This window comes from Cupriavidus nantongensis, assembly GCF_001598055.1.
In the GTDB taxonomy this organism is placed as follows: domain Bacteria; phylum Pseudomonadota; class Gammaproteobacteria; order Burkholderiales; family Burkholderiaceae; genus Cupriavidus; species Cupriavidus nantongensis.
On sequence record NZ_CP014844.1, the window covers coordinates 2,822,796 to 2,840,039 of the forward strand.

Sequence of the window (17,244 nt, forward strand, 5' to 3'; positions counted from 1 at the left end):
AGCGTCTTACTGGACGGGAACAACGAGCTGGGGCCCTTGATTCCGAACGTTCCCCACTTCCTTCCCTACTTCCCACCATTGGAACGTGTCCGCGGCAAGCATGCCCGTGCGAAGCAGATTCTCTGCGCCCTCGGGTGCCAGGGCAGGATCAAGCCACAACCGTGCATCCTCCCCATCTAAGACGACTGGGCGCCGATCATGGACGTCGACCAGGCCCCCATCAGCATCCGAAGTGATAATCACCATTCCGCCGGCCGGCTGCTCCTCCCAGACGTCCGCTAGGCCGGCAAAGAAGCAGGGGCCCTCACGACGTGAGATGAACTGTGGTCGCTTAACCCCGTCGATAACCGGCCATTCATACCAGCCATCGGCGGGGACGATTACTCGCTTGCGAGCCGCCCAAAGCCCCCGGTAATACCCGCTGGTCGGAACGCTTTCGATGCGGGCATTGATGACAACCCTACGGGTCTTATCGGCGCGAGCCCAGTGCGGCTTGTAGCCCCATGTGATGGCCTCACAGCGGCCTAGGGCTTGGGAATTCAGGCGGTCAAAGGCCCAAACCTCAGTCTGCGGCGCAACGTTGTATCGTGGCCGGAGATCCCCGACGTGCTCGGCGACGCTACTGTCCCAGCCCATCGCTACCGCAAACAGCCGTAAATCGCTAAATTGGGTGATGCGTCCGCACATCCCGTCACCTCGGAAATGAAACATCTCGGCCAGGGTTGCTGGCCCCATGGAAAATGTCGTGCACACGTGCATTGTGCTCAGCAATACATGGCTCGCCGGCAGTCTCGTGCTGCCAGCATGCTCGAATGAAGTTTCTCGACTCTAGGCATCCACCGTCCAGAGACCGTTCGAGCTGATCGCCCCGGACCACCAACCGGCGAAGGCGAAACACTTCCCACGCCAGCGCCATCACCACATGCTTCGATGGTGCCGCGCGGCAGAGCGCACGTAGCTCACGGGCCGTAAGCTTTGGAAGCTCGTATTTGCCGTCTGGGCCGATGGGGTATCTCATGGACTGTATATATATACAGTGCCATCGTCTCGGTCAACCCTATGTCGGTCAGTGCAGGCCAGACCCAGATGCCGTGATCAGGGTACGTGGGACCGCCACCGTCTCGGCCAGTGTCAGCTTCAGCCTTCAGAAGTGGGGTGGCATTGACCGGGAGTACATCGACATGGGCCTCGCAGAACTGAGCGAAACCGCCGAAGTGGAGTTCGCTGCTCTTGTCACCGTCCGCACCGGCGATGGCTTCACGATTGACGACGTCGAGATCCTGCCCACTACTCACGATCTGCAGTTCTATGACATCGAGCCTGACTGGATGAATGATCCGGACGAAGACGCCGACGAACAAGAATGAGGCGACAACTATAGGGTGCACCTTCCGCTACGGTTTCCCTTTGCGGTCTATTCTTGAGCCGCCCTTGTGAACTTACCGAGCCGGTGATAGCCGGGCACTTTGACCTTGCGCCAGTCGTTGGATGCCCCACCGCGGTACGCGCTACCGGCGCGCTTTGCAACGATGCCTTCCATGCCTAGTTGCTTGACGAACTGATACAGTCCCTCCCCTTCGTCAACCGCAGTCACGCAGAGCAGACCAACATCGACCCCGTGCAGCAGCTCCTGGAGGGCGGCCTTCCGCTCTTCGATAGGCCAGTCCCGGATATCTTGGCCTCGTCGAACCAGAAGATCAAAAGCTGCCAAGACAACCGGGCGTGCACCGGGATACCAACGCCTGCGCAACGCCCGCTCATGAAAAGCGTTGAAGTCCGGGCGACCAATGTCATCCAGGATCACGCCTTCGGCGTCCAGTACACAACTCGAAGGTAACGCCGCAAGTGAATCGTGCAGCTCCGGAAACCAGGCGGTCGCGTCGCCACCTTCTCGCAGACGAAGCGCTGGATCGCCAGTCCGTGCGAGAAGCCGATATCCGTCGTACTTGATCTCGTAATGCCAGTCACCGGCCTGCGGCATCATCCCGGGCTTGGCAAGCATCAATGAGTAGCAGCCCAGGTCGAGCGATGCGTCAGCGGGCTGCCCAGGCATGGCATCAGCCCTTCACATTCCGGGGATCATGACCGAAGCTGTTTCGCTCACGGATTTGGCCGTCCCGCCCATGGATGATCAACTCAACCTGGTCTCGCTTCGCGCGCTCGGTACCGGCCGTAATCGCGGCTTCTTGTGTCGCGTGTACATCTCCGCCTTGCGCGCCTTCGATCTCGACGGCCCAGCCGTCCCCCGACGGCACAACGTGGATGTTCCTTGCAGGCATGGTTGCTTCTCGCGGGTGAATAGTGAATCGAGTCTCGCACCAGCGCCACCACATCGCGTATCCGCCGGCGTCCTACACCGATTCATCTAAGAAACGAGGGGTGATTTGGTCGCGCGCCTAATACTGCACTCTACGAGGGGTGATTTGGTCGCGCTCCAACCGCGGGAAGGTGAGATGCTTGTCACAGCGCCAGCTTGGGCGGTGGGCGGGGGTGAAATGGTCGCGCTGCCATGGTGGGGTGTTTTGGTCGCGGTCTCTGCGTCCCAGGAATAAGCCTGTGGATAACTAAAGTTATCCTAGGTGAAATGGTCGCGCTTACCGAGGTGAAATGGTCGCGCCATCTAGGGTGAATTGGTCGCGCTCCGAAGGTGAAGTGGTCGCGCCTGGGGGGTGAATTGGTCGCATCCATTTGCCGCTAAGCCAAGCTGCTGGCGGCTTGGCACGTATACCCTGTAGTACCTGTATTTCTTCCTTTAGGTCTTCCTATATATCCCTGTAGTTAACCGACGCATCGCTGTGGATAACCCATTCGGCTAGGACTTGCCCGAACAACCTATGGACAGCCCGCTTCGCGGGTCCCCGCCTAACCGCTACGCGGTTCCCCGTGGAGAAGCACAGGACAACCCTTCAGGTTGCCCTGCCCTTCCCCACCGGTCGGCGGCTGCCCACAGGTTCCTCGGGCGCGACGACCAAACTTGACATAGGGATCTGACCAACCGCGGCGATCTCCACGAATGTCGGCCCATTGTTTACGTCCTTGGACACAGTCCGTCCCAGCTCGAAAATGGCTTGCATGGTCGTTCGTGTGTCCGATATATTCGGCGTGACAGATACACGGCGGGGTCAAAATGGCGATGGACATGCTTTTCATGGGGCAGGCAAGGGCAAATGCGCGCGTCGCGAATGCGAACGCACAGGCTGCCGATGACTGGGCCGCATACGCCCATCGACTCGAGCAGCTGCTGCTCGAAGCGAATGCGCGCGAAAAGGCCGTTAATGCCGTCAAGGACGCGGCGCTTGCCGAACTGGCACGAGTCGACCCTCGCAACTACCTCTTGGTCCAGAAGAACCGCCAGGCTTTGGGCAACGCGGCCTACTATGAGGCCCTGGAAGAACGCAAGGCATCCTGAACGAAATCGCAGATACGGCCGGATGGCGAGTCTGAGACTCGCCATTTTTATTTTTTGCCGGGACATTCCGCCCAGTGAGAGGGAACCTCGAAGTGGCGATCAATCTCGACGGAGAAAGCGAACTATGACGCAAACACTATGCCCCTACTCAACGGAACCCCTTGACGGTTCAGAGCCCGAGAACGCTGAACACATCTTGCCTTCTGCATTAGGTGCGCCTGAGAACTTCACCGTGCCCGCGAAGGCGGCTAAGAATCTGGAGATGAATAAGCTGATTGACGAACCGGCAATTCATGATCCGGTTCTCAGGCTCCTGGCAGTCGCCCAAGGTGTCAAGTCTCGTTCGGGCTCGGTCAAGGTCGATCTCCAAGGCACGGCCATCGCGCTCGGAGCAGATGTTCGAGTCACGCTGAGCCAGGATGGCGCGACTTTCAAACTGCGCAGCCCTGTGGACCGTGACCCAGAAACGGGCGAGATTCGCGGCATTATGGGCTTTGGAGATGATGCACAGAAACTGGCAGACCAGTTCCAACGCGACAACGCGAAGAAGGGCAAGACGGTCGCGGCGGGCGACGTCATTCCGCACCCCTCCGATGTGCATGTGGAAACGGCGATGGATTACCACGTCGTGCGCAGAGAACTCTTAAAGATCGCCTATCTTATGACTGTCCGCGTATTCGGGGACGACGCGATCGTGTCCGAGTCGGGCCGGTTGTATCGGGCAGCGATAATGACGTCGACGGTTGAGGAATTGAAGGAGGTCGGCATAGGCGGCGCGACGTTTCAAGACTTTCCCCCAGGGCTCCCCCGCCCTCACCAGAAGAATCAGCACGTGCTTACTTGTGTGCGAATTGGCAGGACGATCCTGTCCGGAGTGACGTTGTTCGGAGGGATCAATGGCTTCTTTGTCACGCCGGCGACCGGTTTCAGCGCCGAGGATCAAGTCGGCGAAGTCGTGGTGATCGATGCCTCAACGAGCAAAATGCAGACGTACGAGTATATCAATGTGATTCTGGACATAATGAATACTGGCATGCCGCTTCCTGCGGCACAGCAGTCTCGGGGCCGCGGGGAAATGGCGTAGTCTCGATGCCCGTCCCCCTACTCAACTCCGAATTGCGAGCGCCGCACATACCTATGGGCGTCGCTACCCCAGCCGCACGTTTCATGAAGTCCCCCAGTCAGCGCATACAGGACGGACTCGATACTGCTCCGGCGCTGACTGTTCGATGCCAGATGAAAGGCCCGGTGGCGGGCCTTGCGTTGGATTAGAACGAGGGCGGCCTCGAGGGGTGGTCGCCAGAGGGAGCCTTTGGTGGCTTCGGCCCTGGCGCCGCACGAGGAGCCCGGCCCATTCCCGCCATAGAGTTCCGTGCCGCGTCCTTGCCTGTTGCGACGCCACCGACGAAGACATGCTTGGCGCGATCTTCTGTGTCACGCCCGACCTGCCCGGCCATATGCCCTCCGACCCACGAAAATACCTGATCGGGAACGACATGGATTAAATTGAAGCATCCGTGGATAAGGGTCAGGCACAAGCCTACGTACAAGGCGATAAATCCGATAATACTCACCAGCCCGGTCGTACTATCGAACTGTGCGTTTGCCATGGCAACGCCGAACATCGTGTTTAACAGCGTTCCAAGCACAATGACACCGGCACCGCCAAGCGCAAAGCCGACCATCATCAGCGCGGGTCTGAATAGGACGTTCAGCAGGAAAATGTAGCCGTGCGTCGACCGCTGCCCAACGCCTTCACCATCTCCATCCAGGTGTGTAATGCCCCACAAGGGCGAAGCGATCAGCGCCTCCCCCACCACCGCATACCATGAGGTGACTCCGCCAAACCAGACGATGAACGGCACCATCGGGATATAGATGGACAGCATCGCGCCAAAGAAGAATAGCGAGAGTAGAGCGACAATGATGAAGGGACCCAACGCATCCAGCACCCCCAGCGCGGCCTTCTTCAAGGCCCCAGCGGCTCCGAACGTAACCGCATCGGCCACAGCGGTTGCCGCCTTTCCCAGCGTCGAATCTGCCGCGGCTAGGCCGCCTTTGATGGCCGTGTAGGTTCCAAGGGCGCCCCACCCCCCCATCAGGATGTAGTCGCCGAGATTCTTCATCCCTATCATCGGATTTGTAGTGCCGCCTCCTCCGTTGTTCCCGTTCAAATTGATGGCGGCTTTGACCCACTCTTGCCCGCTGAAGATGCTCGCGACAAAGCCTTTTGCATCCGTCGATTCCGTCTTCAATGCGGCGACTGCATTCGCAGTGCTGGACGCACTTGACCCGTCCTTTGCGCGCTGCTGCTGATAGGCGCTCAGAACCTTGCGGTACAGTTGTGGATATGCCAGATTGTTCGTGTCGGTCCCTGCGATGCCAGCGGCGGTTGCGTTAGCCAACGCCGTTGCCTGGGCGTTTGCCTGCGCAAAGGTCTGATACCAGGCCCCCGTCATGATCCAACCGTCGCGCTTGAGGTTCTGCTCGATTCTGCTGGTCAGCGAGTCGATGGATCCCCGAGATCCTGCTATCGCTTGGCGAATCGTGTTCTCATACGCTTGCGCTGCCGAGGCCAGCGCCGCGCTCACGTCAGGCGGAGCGCTGCCACCGTTCACCGCATTTACGTACTGCTGGGCAAGCGCACTTAGCGTGGACTGCATGGTCGACAGCCCGGCCTCGTGAGCCGATTGCATCGGACCATACAAAGTCGAAGTATCTAGCCCATAGCCGGCAATGCTCTCGGCCCCGCCTGTCATTGAGACTGGCTGGGGAAGCTCAAGCTTCGCCCCACCGCAAGACTGCCCTCGCCCGTTCACAATATTGATGCTCTTACTGGAGACTGACGGCGAGAATCGTTCGGCCGCATCGGCGCTGACTCCGCTTTCAGCTGGCATCTGCGTAATTGCGGTGTTCACCGACTCACCACAGAGGTTCGCCTCGAATAGCGCCTGCGCCAAGGTATTTGCGGCCGGCGCGGCTGGCGTGGCCACCATGGAACCGCCGGACTTGAGCACAGCGATGGTTGCGTCCTGCGTGAGGTTCGCTACACCGACACCCATCATCGTGGCCCATAGCATCACAACTTGCGCGCCGCAGTAGCCGCCGAAGATGGGCACCAGGGAGCAAAAGCCGACAACCATGCGGATCATGAACCAAGGCGACGACTTCTTCTGCCCCAGAAACTCGCCATCCTGGCCGGTGGCGATCATGCTGGACGCGAAATGATAGATCGCCCAAATGACGCCGACCGCAAGGATGCAGGAGGTGATAACCAGAAAGATGCTGGCCAGCATCCCGCCGCCCGCGCCTCCGGAGGCCGAGAGCGGGTTCCGGACAATGCTGCCGAAGACCAGCTCAAGCAGCGCCATGGATTTATCGCCAGTTCGATTTGCCGCATTCTGGATCTCTCCAACCGACGTCTGCGCAAACGCCGCCGAACTGGTCAGAGCAAGAGCAAGCGCGCTGGCCGCGCGGACCAAGGCCACCGCGAAATGGAGCACACCGCGGTCATCTGTATAAACGGCACGATACATAGTCACACGCCTATTCAAAAAGCTGCGGATCGAAGGTCTTTCGTAAGAAGTCACTGGAGCGCACGAAATCGCGGACGCCACGCAGTGGCTCGTCGGGAGACGCCTGCCCCATAGCAATCTGCCACGACCGGTGCGCGTAACGCGTCGCCAGGATAGCGCAGAGAATAGTAAAGAGCGTGCCAGTCAGAGCACCGAAAAGATTGCCAGGCACCATGCTCGCGAGGGCGTACACCAGCGCAAGGACGCCGAACGCGAGTGCGATGCGCTTGTTGGTCAGACAATTGCGTTGGATCTGCTCCAGCGGCGCAGCGTCCGTAGGGCGCGCTGCCATGGCCTCCCGAAAGGTCCGGATCCGCGGGTTCTGACGTTGATGCGCAAGGTCGGCCTGCAGGTCTTGAATCGTTTGCCAACCGCTGCTCACCGTTCGTTTCATCGACGTCAGCGGTGAGAATGGATTCATAACTTTCCCGACTGCCCGCAGGACGCCTCGGTTCTTTTCTTCACTCATGCTGCCATCCTCTCTGCTTGAATCTCGGCTTGATATTTCGCGACCAGTTCGCTGGCCACTATGTCGATGATCCCGTCCGCCTCGCTTTCGCTCAGCTCCTTCTGCCGCTGCTCCATGTAGGCTTCGGCGGTGCCTGCAGGGAACTCCTTAGCGAGGATCTTGCGGGCCGTCGCAGGCTTCATGTGACGATACAACCTTCGGCGAAGGCCCGTATCCTTCGGCGTCGTAGAGAAGGCCCACAACTCGATAGCCCCAGGAGCGTTATGCAAGACCTGCGTAACCACGCCGGACTTGACCTGGTGCCATACCAAGAACTTGCCAGGGCCATGCACATCTCGCTTCAGGCGCTCGATGGCCGAATCGGAAAGGCCGAACAGCTCTTGCGCAGCCCTCTGCGTTTCGCTGGTACCCGCATTCATGATGTAGACCGAGAACGCAGACTCCGTGATGGACTCGCCATCGGAATTGAAGTCGTTCATGAATTGCGATGCCAGGGATACGCGAATCCCCCACTTGCGCCCTTCCCGCCGATCAAGGGACAGCAATTTGCGGAAGGCCTTCTTGCCACCCGTGCGATGCAGTTCATCAACACAAAGCCCCTTCATTTGATCTCGGATCTCCTCGATCCGCTCTTGGTGGTAGCGTTGGTACTGAGCGGGGCAAAGCTTCAGGATCTCTTCTGACAAGTAATACTGCCGAGCCGCGATCTGCCGCGCGAACACGAACATGATCCCGGCACGCCGCTCGCCATCCTCCCCGCCACCCCGCGCCACTTCATCCAAGTCCAGCGCTACCACACGCGAGTTCTCGTTGATTTCAAAACGGCTGTGGCTAGAGATAATCCGAAAGTCCCGCAGTGCGGTCGTCAGTACCTGTGCCATCTTGTCGATCAGTGTGAGACCAGAGGCGGTGCGGGCCTGAGAATCTTCACTCGGCGAGAAGATGGATCTAATCGAAGGACTGCGAACAACGTCAATGAGGTCCGACAAGACTGGCACGGCGAATCGCTGGGCCAATCGCGCCTCGCGCGGCTTGCCGGCATCCATCAGTGCATCGGTGACCTCCCACCAGGTCGTCATGTCGTCTGCCGCGAAGCGGATGTCGGACAGAGCCTGATCGACAGCTTCATCCGTCATGGCATCGTAGCGCTTCATAGATCCGGGCGAGGCGTACAGCTTGTATGCCTCATCGATCATCATAGCGGCCAGCTCGGGCGCGCTTTCGGGAGGGTCCGTGTGACCGGCCGGCGTCGCCAGCATGCTGATCAGCGCAATCTGAAACTCGCGCTCAAACTGCGTCGGGTACCGGCAACCAAGTTGCGTATCGAACGGGTTGATAGCGAACTCATCGGTATTGCGCAGACGAACGTAGATAGCCTCGTGCTTGCGCTCTTCAGGCAGCGCACTCTGCAATAGATCGATGAGACCCGCGGAGCTTGGCCCCACGTCGATGATGGTGATCAGCGGGATGCGCTTCAGCCCGGGGGAGAGAATCGATCCGAGATTCAATGTGTTTAGCCAGACTGACTTACCCGACCCCATGATCGCCCATATCAGGTCGATCCACGCGGTCTGCTTCGACGACGTCGGCTGGTAGGGATAGAGCTTTCCATCAAGCGACCGAAGCGGGATTGATCCGCCTTCGAACCAAGGCGACGCCGGCCGCTGCCAAGGCAGCATCCGAACCACGTCGCTCAGCAACGCCACCATGCGCGGCGCGATGTTCTTCTCGCTAAAGCCCGGCAGAGTCGATACCAAGCCCTGAATCGGATCGCCGGCATCGGTAGTAACCTGGGTAATTCCCCAGCCCTCCAACGCCTTGGCGATGGTGGAGACTTGCCGCTGGCAGTCTGCCTTGCTATCGGCCCAGGTAGACGCACAGATCTTCACGGTGACGGTATGCTCGCCGTCATCAATTGCCGCCTGCAGCGCGTCGAACGAGCGCTTGATTGCGGCGTTAGTGGAACTCAAGAAGGCCGTGATATCGACGATTGTTTTCTTCATGGCCATGGACTCGATGCCACCAGGTTCAATGGTCCACTTGACGCGCCAGGGCAGTTGGTCCCCCATCCGGCGGAAGAGGGTCATGAAGTCACGTGGATCCTGCGGTCCAAGCTCCATAAAGCAATACCCGTGGTACTGGCCGTTGATGACCACAAACTCGCCATCGGTCTCCACTTTCGATTTGCACAGCTGATGGGATAGCTTCGGAAGCAGCAGGTTCGAAGCATCATCCTTGCGCGACGAGGCCCGCGGCGTGTACCGATCACCAGGCAACGCCGCTTTCCAGTCCAAGCCAGTATTCCGTCGATCAAAGGACCTGCGGATCTCGCGAAGTGCGTGGTGCGTAGAGAGGCGGCCGACGTGCATCTTCGCCGAGCGCAAGTCCTCTTCAATGGCTTCGATCAGAGTCTCATGCGTATGGAGTAGGCCTTTGATCAATGCGGTTGGGGACTGCGCATACTTGGCAGCGGGTACCGCGTGTTCCTTGATTCGTTGGCGGTGGTCCGCCATCTCGCGCTTGAGTTCCTCCGAAGACATCGAGGACAGATGCGTATAAACGAGCAGCAGGCAGGACTCGTGTTGGCATAGCGCGGCGACACGTGCGCAACGGTCGTCCAAAACATCACACAGACCGTCCAACCCTAGCCGCCTTGCTGTCGCATACGCAGGCTCCATCATCCTGTCCACATGAGCCCGCATAAGAGCGGGATCCCGGTCAAATGAAATTTCGATGCTGTGACCGGGCCGCTGGAAGTAGGACGCGAGCGCGTCGTGAACTTTCGATGTGATGGACTCAAACTCTGCATCGCCGACCACGTCCATCGAGCCCGTCAACTCGAACGCGGTGAGCATGGAGCATTCGCGGGTCAGAAGAATATAAGGCTTGACCCCGTCCGGGTTCTTGGCTCGCGCGGCAATAGTGCGAGGGTCTTCTTCGTCTAGTCCGATAGCCGATTCCAGATGGCAGTACGAAGGAAGGTCGGCCCCTAACCCGAAGCTGGCCAGCCACGCCAAGATCGATTCCACGCCCTCGACTACGTTCGTTGCGAGTGCCCTGCTCATTGTGCATTCCTTCTTTTCATGAATTCTCTCTTCAGTAGGGGGGCTGCTCCCGTCTCGCTCAGCACCTTTGCCACCAACGGATCTGCGCTCAGGGATTCGTTCGCCGTCTTCACGGCGTGGATTACACGCTGTAATGGCGACATGGTGGCAAGGACGTCAAGGCTTAGAAAATCGCCAGCTCGGATTGCCACTGCGCACAGGATCTCGCTTAGATCCTCCAGATCTACGGGGTCATGCTGCTGCGGCTGCATCGACGTCTCCTGCATGAATGATCCGGCCGAAGTTGGGCGCAACGAGCTGGTTCTCGATTGCGAATTCCAGTGCTTGAAACAACTCGGACCGTTGAATGCGCACCCGTACGGCCCCCGTTCCGTATCCCGTCACCACGAACCCCTTGTCGACGGCCTTCTTCGCCAGGGCGAAGCACAACGCGCGGTCTGCTGCCCGCAGCCATACAGCGCGGGATGAAAGCGTCTTTCGTTTCGTGATCTTGTTGTACTCGTCGCTGGCAAGGCTCATCCAGTGATTCTCCGCCAGCAGCCCCGCCGAGTACGACAGTTGGAGCAGAGGATCGGAGGTGAGCGCGGCTGGTAACTGCAGCGTATCCGGCAGGGCAACGTATCGTGATGAGCGGAACACGGACTTGATCTCCAGCGGTGCGAAGCGTGACAGCCAATGCAGCTCCGGATGGGACACCCACTCACGCAGCACCATGCGACTGCTGGCCTTCTGACCGAAGGCTGAGAGCGCGGCATACTGAGAGTCGGCCTTGGACATGTCGACCAGCACTTCCGCCAGGACAGGGTGTTCGTGGCCAAGGCAGAATGCGAGGCGCTCTCGCTGGCTACTCGGCAGCGCGACGCCCGGGATGTACTCCCACGCGTCTTCTGGAATTGGACACGACATCACTCGCTTCGCGTGTGCGAGGCGGTTCATACGAAGCGTGAGGAATACGGAGTCCGCGATGAAATCTGCTTTCGACAATGCGGAATCCGTCTGATAGGCAGCCTGCAACCCTCTTTCAAGCGCGGGGTTGTTCAGGCTCACGTCGCGCGGAAAGCGCGACCTGATGTTCTGGTGGAGCTTCTCCGCATTTGCGAGTTCGTTTGGCTTCCACTCGTAGCACTCCGCCAGCAGCTTGAACGTCCGGGTGGCGATGAGGCTGATGGTCGGCGCAACTTGGGCCGAGTTTGTCGTGCTCATGTCCAGGCCCAGATCCGCGCCGATCTGACTGACGTTTGTCCGAAAGAAGTCCGAGCCGCGGAGATTGTGAACGTTGCGGTGGCCCTGCACCATGAACTGGCTCCAGGCGCCGTTCGTGATCCAGATGACGTTGTTTGCGAGATCGGAATGCTGACGAACGTGAGTGGCAGGCGATCCATTGACGGAGGCATGCCCTGAGGTACATTCGTTCGGGTTGTCGTACAGTAGGACGCCCACCTCAGGGATGACGATGTCGTTTTCCGCTTCAGTGGACGTGCCTTGCCTCCTATTGTTTTCCGACTGCACGGTCATGGATGCGCTGCCAGGTATTCGTGGGAAGAGACTTGTACAACTCGTCTACCCAGCGGCCGATGTACTCGACAAAGCGCGATGGTCGGTAAAGGAGCCCGAGGCCGGCGAAAGCGCTTTCCCGCTTCTCCATTTCTTGCTCCTTCAATTCGAGCATTGCGTTCGCAAAGTCAGACGGGTTGGCGCTGCCCCACACCTTGATGACTAGTTCCCCGCGGCTGGCGAGGTGTTGAAGAAGTGACGACGCTTCGCGCTTTTCGGCGTCCGTACCGACCTCCAGCACCACGGCAATTGTTCGCTGCAGATGATTCAGCTCCGCCTGCGGCAGGCCTGCGGCTTCAATCATCAAACCATGCCGCTTGGCCCCCACCTGACCGATGTGCTGGGTACCATGACAGAGTGGATCTGCCACGATGAGGTTTTCAGCTCGGTTATCCGCATGGTTGTCGTTCTTGTGGTGGATCTCCGTGTGCTTGGACCGGAAGCCACAGAACACGCACTGATAGTTTCCCTTCTGAAGCCGCGACTCCCGTTTTGCGCGGTACTCGGCGTCGGCGGCTTCCATGTTGTCGTCGTTCTTGCGCCACAGATGGCGCTTGACGGAGAACACGATGGGCGCAAAGCGGCGAACCGCAAAGTTGGCGCCGAGCGACTCAGAAGGAGGCGACATTCCCTCGGTCGCCTTGTCCCACGAGATTCCGGTCGCGATGGCTTCCACGAGATCGTCGCCCATGCGCGCGGTGCTCTCTGTCATTCGGTCGAGTCCTTAGAGGCCGCCAGGCATCCGGTTCATCTGACCGGAGCTGCCGCCAACGGACTCTGCGAGCGAGTCGGCCAGGTAACCAAACATCATGAGTGCGATGCCACCGATACCGTTGCCATAGATGCTGGCGGTCTTGATGCTCTGGTCGCCATTGGACTTTTTCTTGCCGTTCGCCACGGCGGTAATCAGCGCAACCATGCCACCGCCATAGGCCCCATAGATCAGCAGGTCATAGACGTCGCCCAGTTGCGCCTTGATGGCGCGAGCCCAGCCAGCAATGCCGCCGGCGGCGTGGGCGACATCGGGCGAGAGCAGCATCGCGAGCGTGAGCGAGGCGGCTACCATCGGAGCCATGCTGCCGGGCTCCAGCCGCGGCTTCTTGCCAGCTGCGACGAGGACGTACAAGCAGATGGCGGTCGAAAGGAGTAGCGTGCAAGCCAGAGACGGGTTGCGATACAGCAGACCACCGAAAATGATGGCCACGGCCGTCCCGAATTTCAGGACATGGGCGTGAGTCTGGGCGGCGATGTGTGCCTTGTTGATCCAGTGTTGCATTTTGATCTCCGAGATGGGGAACTGTTAAAACGTCATGCCAATGGTTTCTTTGAACGCATCCACGGTGCTGCCGATGTTGACCATCGCGGCTCCGCCCATGGCGTGGATGAATCCTTTCCATGCGTAGTCTTCGTATCCGCCGCTACCGTGTCCCTCCGATGCTTTCTTGAACATCGTTAATCCCTTGAATCCGTACCACCAGCCAAACGTCGAAACAATGGTGAAGATGGCGTTGATAGCCGGCGCAAACACGCCAGCGGCACTGGCCCCCGAGTAGGACACCATGCCGAACCCAGCACCACGTTGGCCGGTCATGGTTTCCCAGAGATCGCCCATCGTGCTGGTGAAGTTGAGCAACACTGCGCCGATCAGGAGCGCGGTGAGGATCGCTGCGCCGGATGTTTCGCCACCCCCGGGGTGACTAGAGGCTTTGATCCCTCGATTTACTGCCTTTGCGATGTACCAGAGGCCGACTCCGTAGGCTGCAGCCGCCGCGAGCGACTGAAACTCGACAATAGAGGCGGCAATCTGCGTGACAATCGTTGTGAGATCCATCAGCGAATGACGCCCGCCGTCGTGCGAACGATGTACTTGTCAGCGTCAATCTCCACGATTTCACTGCCGCCAAGCTTGTCTCCTTTGGTTTTCACATACTGCTTGCCTGTCTCATCTTCGAGCCAGGCCTGTCCAGGGATGACTTGCTTGATCTTGTAGCCGAGTTGAATTTCGTCCCTCGGGTTCGAGCGCGCACGCGTCGCCTTGGCGCGGACTACGCCAGCCGCCTTCTCGCGCGCGCGGTCTTCGTCAGATAGAGGCTTGGTGGCTCGCGTGGCTTTCGGTCGCGGCTGGACTTCGACGCGACGATTTTCTAGCGCGGCAAGTCGCTTTCCCATGTCCTCGAGTTGAGCCGTCTGAGCTTTCAGCTGCGCTAGGATGGCCGCGTCCGTGTCGCTCGCTTCCCGCCTGTCGGAGTCCTTGGGAACTTCCTTGCGGCTACCGATTTCAGTGGGCGCGTTCACAGCGCTAGCAGTCAAGGAGGCAGCAGACACCTCGCTCGCAGAACCAATAGAAGCCGCCGACCCCGTCACAGCCGCAGCAAAGCTGTCGCTCTGCATGGCCGGACCTGTGCCATTGGGAACGAAACCCTGTGGTGCGGTCTCGTGCTGAAGTTGACGGCTGGGAGAGAACGAGTCCGGTGCGGGGCCCTCCCCATTCGGCTGCAGTGCGCCCATCATTCCGCCTTCGCTCATCGGTGCACTCGACGAGAATGCGGCCGGGCTAGAAGGCTTACTCATCTTCTTGTAGCCCCAGAAGCCCAGGACGGCGAAAGCGACCGCGCCATAGATCAGAAAGTTGGCGGGCAGCTTGCGCTTCGGTTTTTCCGAAGTCGGAACGTCGGTGATCTCGTCTTGCGAAGGATCGTATGGGGCGTCGTCGTGGTCGGTCGTTTCGAGATTGGCGTCAAAGTGATTGGTCTGGCTCATGCGGGTCCCCGGATGCGTATCGATGTAATTATACGTACTAACGTGGGCGGAAAAACCCTACTCTTTCAAATACGCGTCTGCCTTGAAGAGCACCATGATCGGCGTGCCTCGTTTGATGCGCCCGCGACGCGGTGGGATGCTCGCATTCTCCTGCTGGATTACTTGTTGCGTAGCTTGTAGGCCAGCCGATACGGCCGCACCGCCAAGTTGCTTTCCACTTGGATGCGGATTGGTCGTCGTGGAAACGCCTCCTAGCGGCGTCTGTTGTACGACGGATCCTGCATTCTGGTAGACCGAACCTGCGGCCCCCAACGCGCCCAGAAGAGCCGGAACGCCAATTCGCTGCGCGTATCTGTGATCGATGTCTGCCGGCTGAGCCGTGCGCATTTCCGCCTCGTCCAGGGCCACAGCTGTGATGGTGATCATTTCGCCCGTCGGTACCTTCATCTTGGTGAATTCGGTGACAACGACTTCGTTTGATAGGCGCGCAGTCCCGTACAACAGGCTGCCAGCATATTTTCCGGTCTCTACGCTTGCGAGTACATCAGACGGTGCATCGGTATCGATACTGTTCTGATAGACCGCTGGGATTTGGTCCAAGCCTCGAATGTATGGAGTTGCCTGGCGCTTCGTGCTGGCGCCATCAGATGCCGTTGACGTACCTCCCCCGGCCAGACTCGTTGTCGTTGCGTTCGCGTTCCGAGCATCACCGGTCTGGGCGGCAATGTTCAGGATCTGCTGCGACGATTCGTCCCGTGTCCATACTGCCCGCAGCCCCTGCAGTTGATCGCCCAAGCCCGTCGACGTGGGTTGTACCTGTTGCGCTTCAGTTGCTGTATAGGGTTGATTTGGACGGGCCAGATCGCGCTCCTGCGGCGGGGGATTTGCCTCGGCGCGCTTGGCTGGATCGTCCTCCAGGGTCGTCGTCTTGCCGCTGTTCTCGGACAGCGTGGGAATGAACGTCCCGCCAACATGCTCGGCCTGCTGGAACCCTTTTTCGTTGGCCCGGTTGAGCGCCTTCGAGTAATTCGGTGTCTCTTCGGTTTTCTTGGCGCCGTGCGTGTCGATGGCCGGCACTTCAACGATTGCGGCCTGAGAGCTTCGCCCCTGCATAGCCATATATGCAACCCCTACCCCGGCCACGGCTACTCCGGCAACGACCGCCATGACTTTGGCATTCTTCTTGAATCCGGGATGCAGCTTCTTGCGTTCGGCCATGGTCATTCCAAGTCAAAGTAGATATTGCGCAGCGAGCCGTTCTCGCTAAGTGTGGCAACGGGCGTTGCCGCCATCTCGTACACCCGCGTGCCGTCAGCGGCGGCTATCGTTGCTTGATAGGCCGGATTGTTTAGAAAATGTGTCGTGCGGAGAACCACATTTCCACCGACCATCCATGCACGCGTCCCGGGGGGAGCATTTTCGACACGAATTGACTTTGCGTTTGGCGTGTCGATGCCGTCCAGCAATGTCTGCAGATAGTTGGCGGGCAGGTTGATCGACGGCGTGCCAGCAATCGGATCAATGGCGTTGGGGCCGCGCTGCGGAATACGCAGATCGAGACGGTAGTCGGTTTCACGCTGGCCAGCGACCATGCGCACCATCACGGGAATCGAAAGGCCCTTCAGGAAAATGGCAACGTTGCCTTCGACGTAATCACCCATTGCTGTGATCGTGATGGTGGGAACTTCCTTGACCGGCTGCTTCACTTCAAAGGACCGCTTGGCAAGGTTGTTCACATCAAGGATGTCCCATGGCGCGCCCGTGATATCGATGAATGAAACGGCAGCCCCCTGATTGCTCACTCGCACAATGGGTGGAGTCGATCCCGGAGAGAGATCGACGGTTATTGTCGAGATGACAGGCTTCGGCGGGACGCCCGGATGCGTCGCGGCAGCGCGCCTGGCGCTGTCTACTCGTTTCCGCAGGTCTAAGATCTCATTGGCCGTCAACGGCGAGATCGTATCCACAGCGCTGTTGAAGTTCGCCGAACCGACTGGAGGCGCTTTGAGAGGCGGGAGTGCACGCGGAGCGTTTGCATCATCCGCCCCACTGGGACTGCCCTGCGCGGCGGCCTGGCCGCAGACAGTTGAGATCGACACGATCAACAGTGCGTAGAGCCGCGGAATCGAAAGGCGCATGGCTAGAATGGCACTCCGGTGACGGCGGCTACCATGCAGCGGGTATCGATGATGCCTTGCAACCAGTCATGGCACCGGCGCGACGGTGCGCTTTGCTGCAACTCGGTGAGGGTGTCGCGCGAAGCCGCGAAGACGTCGATCAGATCGAGCTGGACTGCCCAGTCGGTTTGCATCGCTGAGCTGAGAGGGTGACCGTGCTCCCCGCAGGCCGCTTCCTGAACGATGTCCAGCGATGTCGGCAAGGAGAATTCTTCTGCTTCTTGTGGCATGACTT

General features: G+C 59.3%; 18 protein-coding genes. 3 read left to right on the forward strand and 15 right to left on the reverse strand.

Annotated features, from left to right (window positions below):
* Nucleotides 1-6: 6 nt before the first annotated feature.
* Entirely contained in the window at nt 7-735 is a 729-nt protein-coding gene (locus A2G96_RS12990) for an SOS response-associated peptidase (RefSeq protein ID WP_167354367.1), read from the reverse strand.
* A 356-nt stretch (nt 736-1,091) separates the two neighbouring features.
* On the opposite strand from A2G96_RS12990, the gene A2G96_RS12995 reads away from it, so the two are divergent.
* Entirely contained in the window at nt 1,092-1,367 is a 276-nt protein-coding gene (locus A2G96_RS12995; RefSeq protein WP_150124137.1) for a hypothetical protein, read from the forward strand.
* Between the two features lie 47 nt (nt 1,368-1,414).
* Here A2G96_RS12995 and A2G96_RS13000 read toward each other — a convergent pair whose 3' ends face one another.
* Nucleotides 1,415-2,002: an ATP-dependent DNA ligase gene (locus A2G96_RS13000; protein ID WP_231909565.1), complete on the reverse strand. Its 588-nt coding sequence runs from the start codon at nt 2,000-2,002 to the stop codon at nt 1,415-1,417.
* 55 nt (nt 2,003-2,057) lie between these two features.
* On the reverse strand, nt 2,058-2,279 hold the full coding sequence (locus A2G96_RS32550; RefSeq protein WP_082818952.1) for a DUF2188 domain-containing protein: 222 nt from the start codon (nt 2,277-2,279) through the stop codon (nt 2,058-2,060).
* 854 nt (nt 2,280-3,133) lie between these two features.
* Here A2G96_RS32550 and A2G96_RS13005 point away from each other — a divergent pair.
* A complete protein-coding gene (locus A2G96_RS13005; RefSeq protein ID WP_231909566.1) occupies nt 3,134-3,409 on the forward strand; it encodes a hypothetical protein in 276 nt (91 codons plus the stop codon).
* 124 nt (nt 3,410-3,533) lie between these two features.
* Entirely contained in the window at nt 3,534-4,493 is a 960-nt protein-coding gene (locus A2G96_RS33335; protein ID WP_150124138.1) for a hypothetical protein, read from the forward strand.
* Nucleotides 4,494-4,677: 184 nt separating this feature from the next.
* On the opposite strand, the gene A2G96_RS13020 is transcribed toward A2G96_RS33335, so the two are convergent.
* Genes A2G96_RS13020 through A2G96_RS13075 form a run of 12 tightly spaced genes read right to left on the reverse strand, consistent with a single transcriptional unit; the run spans nt 4,678 to nt 17,239 of the window.
* On the reverse strand, nt 4,678-6,945 hold the full coding sequence (locus tag A2G96_RS13020) for a DotA/TraY family protein (protein WP_082818953.1): 2,268 nt from the start codon (nt 6,943-6,945) through the stop codon (nt 4,678-4,680).
* Nucleotides 6,946-6,955: 10 nt separating this feature from the next.
* Nucleotides 6,956-7,453, reverse strand: coding sequence for a hypothetical protein (locus tag A2G96_RS13025; RefSeq protein ID WP_150124139.1), 498 nt, complete (start codon nt 7,451-7,453; stop codon nt 6,956-6,958).
* Entirely contained in the window at nt 7,450-10,518 is a 3,069-nt protein-coding gene (locus tag A2G96_RS13030) for a hypothetical protein (RefSeq protein ID WP_062799804.1), read from the reverse strand. Before A2G96_RS13030 ends, A2G96_RS13025 begins: the two co-directional genes overlap by 4 nt.
* On the reverse strand, nt 10,515-10,769 hold the full coding sequence (locus A2G96_RS13035) for a hypothetical protein (RefSeq protein WP_062799806.1): 255 nt from the start codon (nt 10,767-10,769) through the stop codon (nt 10,515-10,517). Before A2G96_RS13035 ends, A2G96_RS13030 begins: the two co-directional genes overlap by 4 nt.
* A complete protein-coding gene (locus A2G96_RS13040) occupies nt 10,750-12,033 on the reverse strand; it encodes a hypothetical protein (protein ID WP_150124140.1) in 1,284 nt (427 codons plus the stop codon). Before A2G96_RS13040 ends, A2G96_RS13035 begins: the two co-directional genes overlap by 20 nt.
* The gene (locus A2G96_RS13045; RefSeq protein ID WP_062799810.1) at nt 12,008-12,784 is read right to left on the reverse strand and encodes an HNH endonuclease signature motif containing protein; all 777 of its coding nucleotides are present in this window, start codon (nt 12,782-12,784) and stop codon (nt 12,008-12,010) included. The genes A2G96_RS13040 and A2G96_RS13045 overlap by 26 nt, the downstream gene beginning before the upstream one ends.
* A gap of 12 nt (nt 12,785-12,796) precedes the next feature.
* Complete coding sequence (locus tag A2G96_RS13050) at nt 12,797-13,348, reverse strand: hypothetical protein (RefSeq protein WP_062799813.1); 552 nt, start codon at nt 13,346-13,348, stop codon at nt 12,797-12,799.
* Between the two features lie 24 nt (nt 13,349-13,372).
* The gene (traQ, locus tag A2G96_RS13055) at nt 13,373-13,903 is read right to left on the reverse strand and encodes a conjugal transfer protein TraQ (protein ID WP_062799815.1); all 531 of its coding nucleotides are present in this window, start codon (nt 13,901-13,903) and stop codon (nt 13,373-13,375) included.
* Nucleotides 13,903-14,832, reverse strand: coding sequence for a hypothetical protein (locus A2G96_RS13060; protein ID WP_062799817.1), 930 nt, complete (start codon nt 14,830-14,832; stop codon nt 13,903-13,905). The genes traQ and A2G96_RS13060 overlap by 1 nt, the downstream gene beginning before the upstream one ends.
* Before the next feature lie 57 nt (nt 14,833-14,889).
* Nucleotides 14,890-16,050, reverse strand: a complete 1,161-nt coding sequence (locus A2G96_RS13065; protein ID WP_062799819.1) for a DotG/IcmE/VirB10 family type IV secretion system protein — start codon at nt 16,048-16,050, stop codon at nt 14,890-14,892.
* A 2-nt stretch (nt 16,051-16,052) separates the two neighbouring features.
* Nucleotides 16,053-16,970, reverse strand: coding sequence for a DotH/IcmK family type IV secretion protein (locus A2G96_RS13070; protein ID WP_062799822.1), 918 nt, complete (start codon nt 16,968-16,970; stop codon nt 16,053-16,055).
* 2 nt (nt 16,971-16,972) lie between these two features.
* The gene (locus A2G96_RS13075; RefSeq protein WP_150124141.1) at nt 16,973-17,239 is read right to left on the reverse strand and encodes a hypothetical protein; all 267 of its coding nucleotides are present in this window, start codon (nt 17,237-17,239) and stop codon (nt 16,973-16,975) included.
* Between the last annotated feature and the right edge of the window lie 5 nt (nt 17,240-17,244).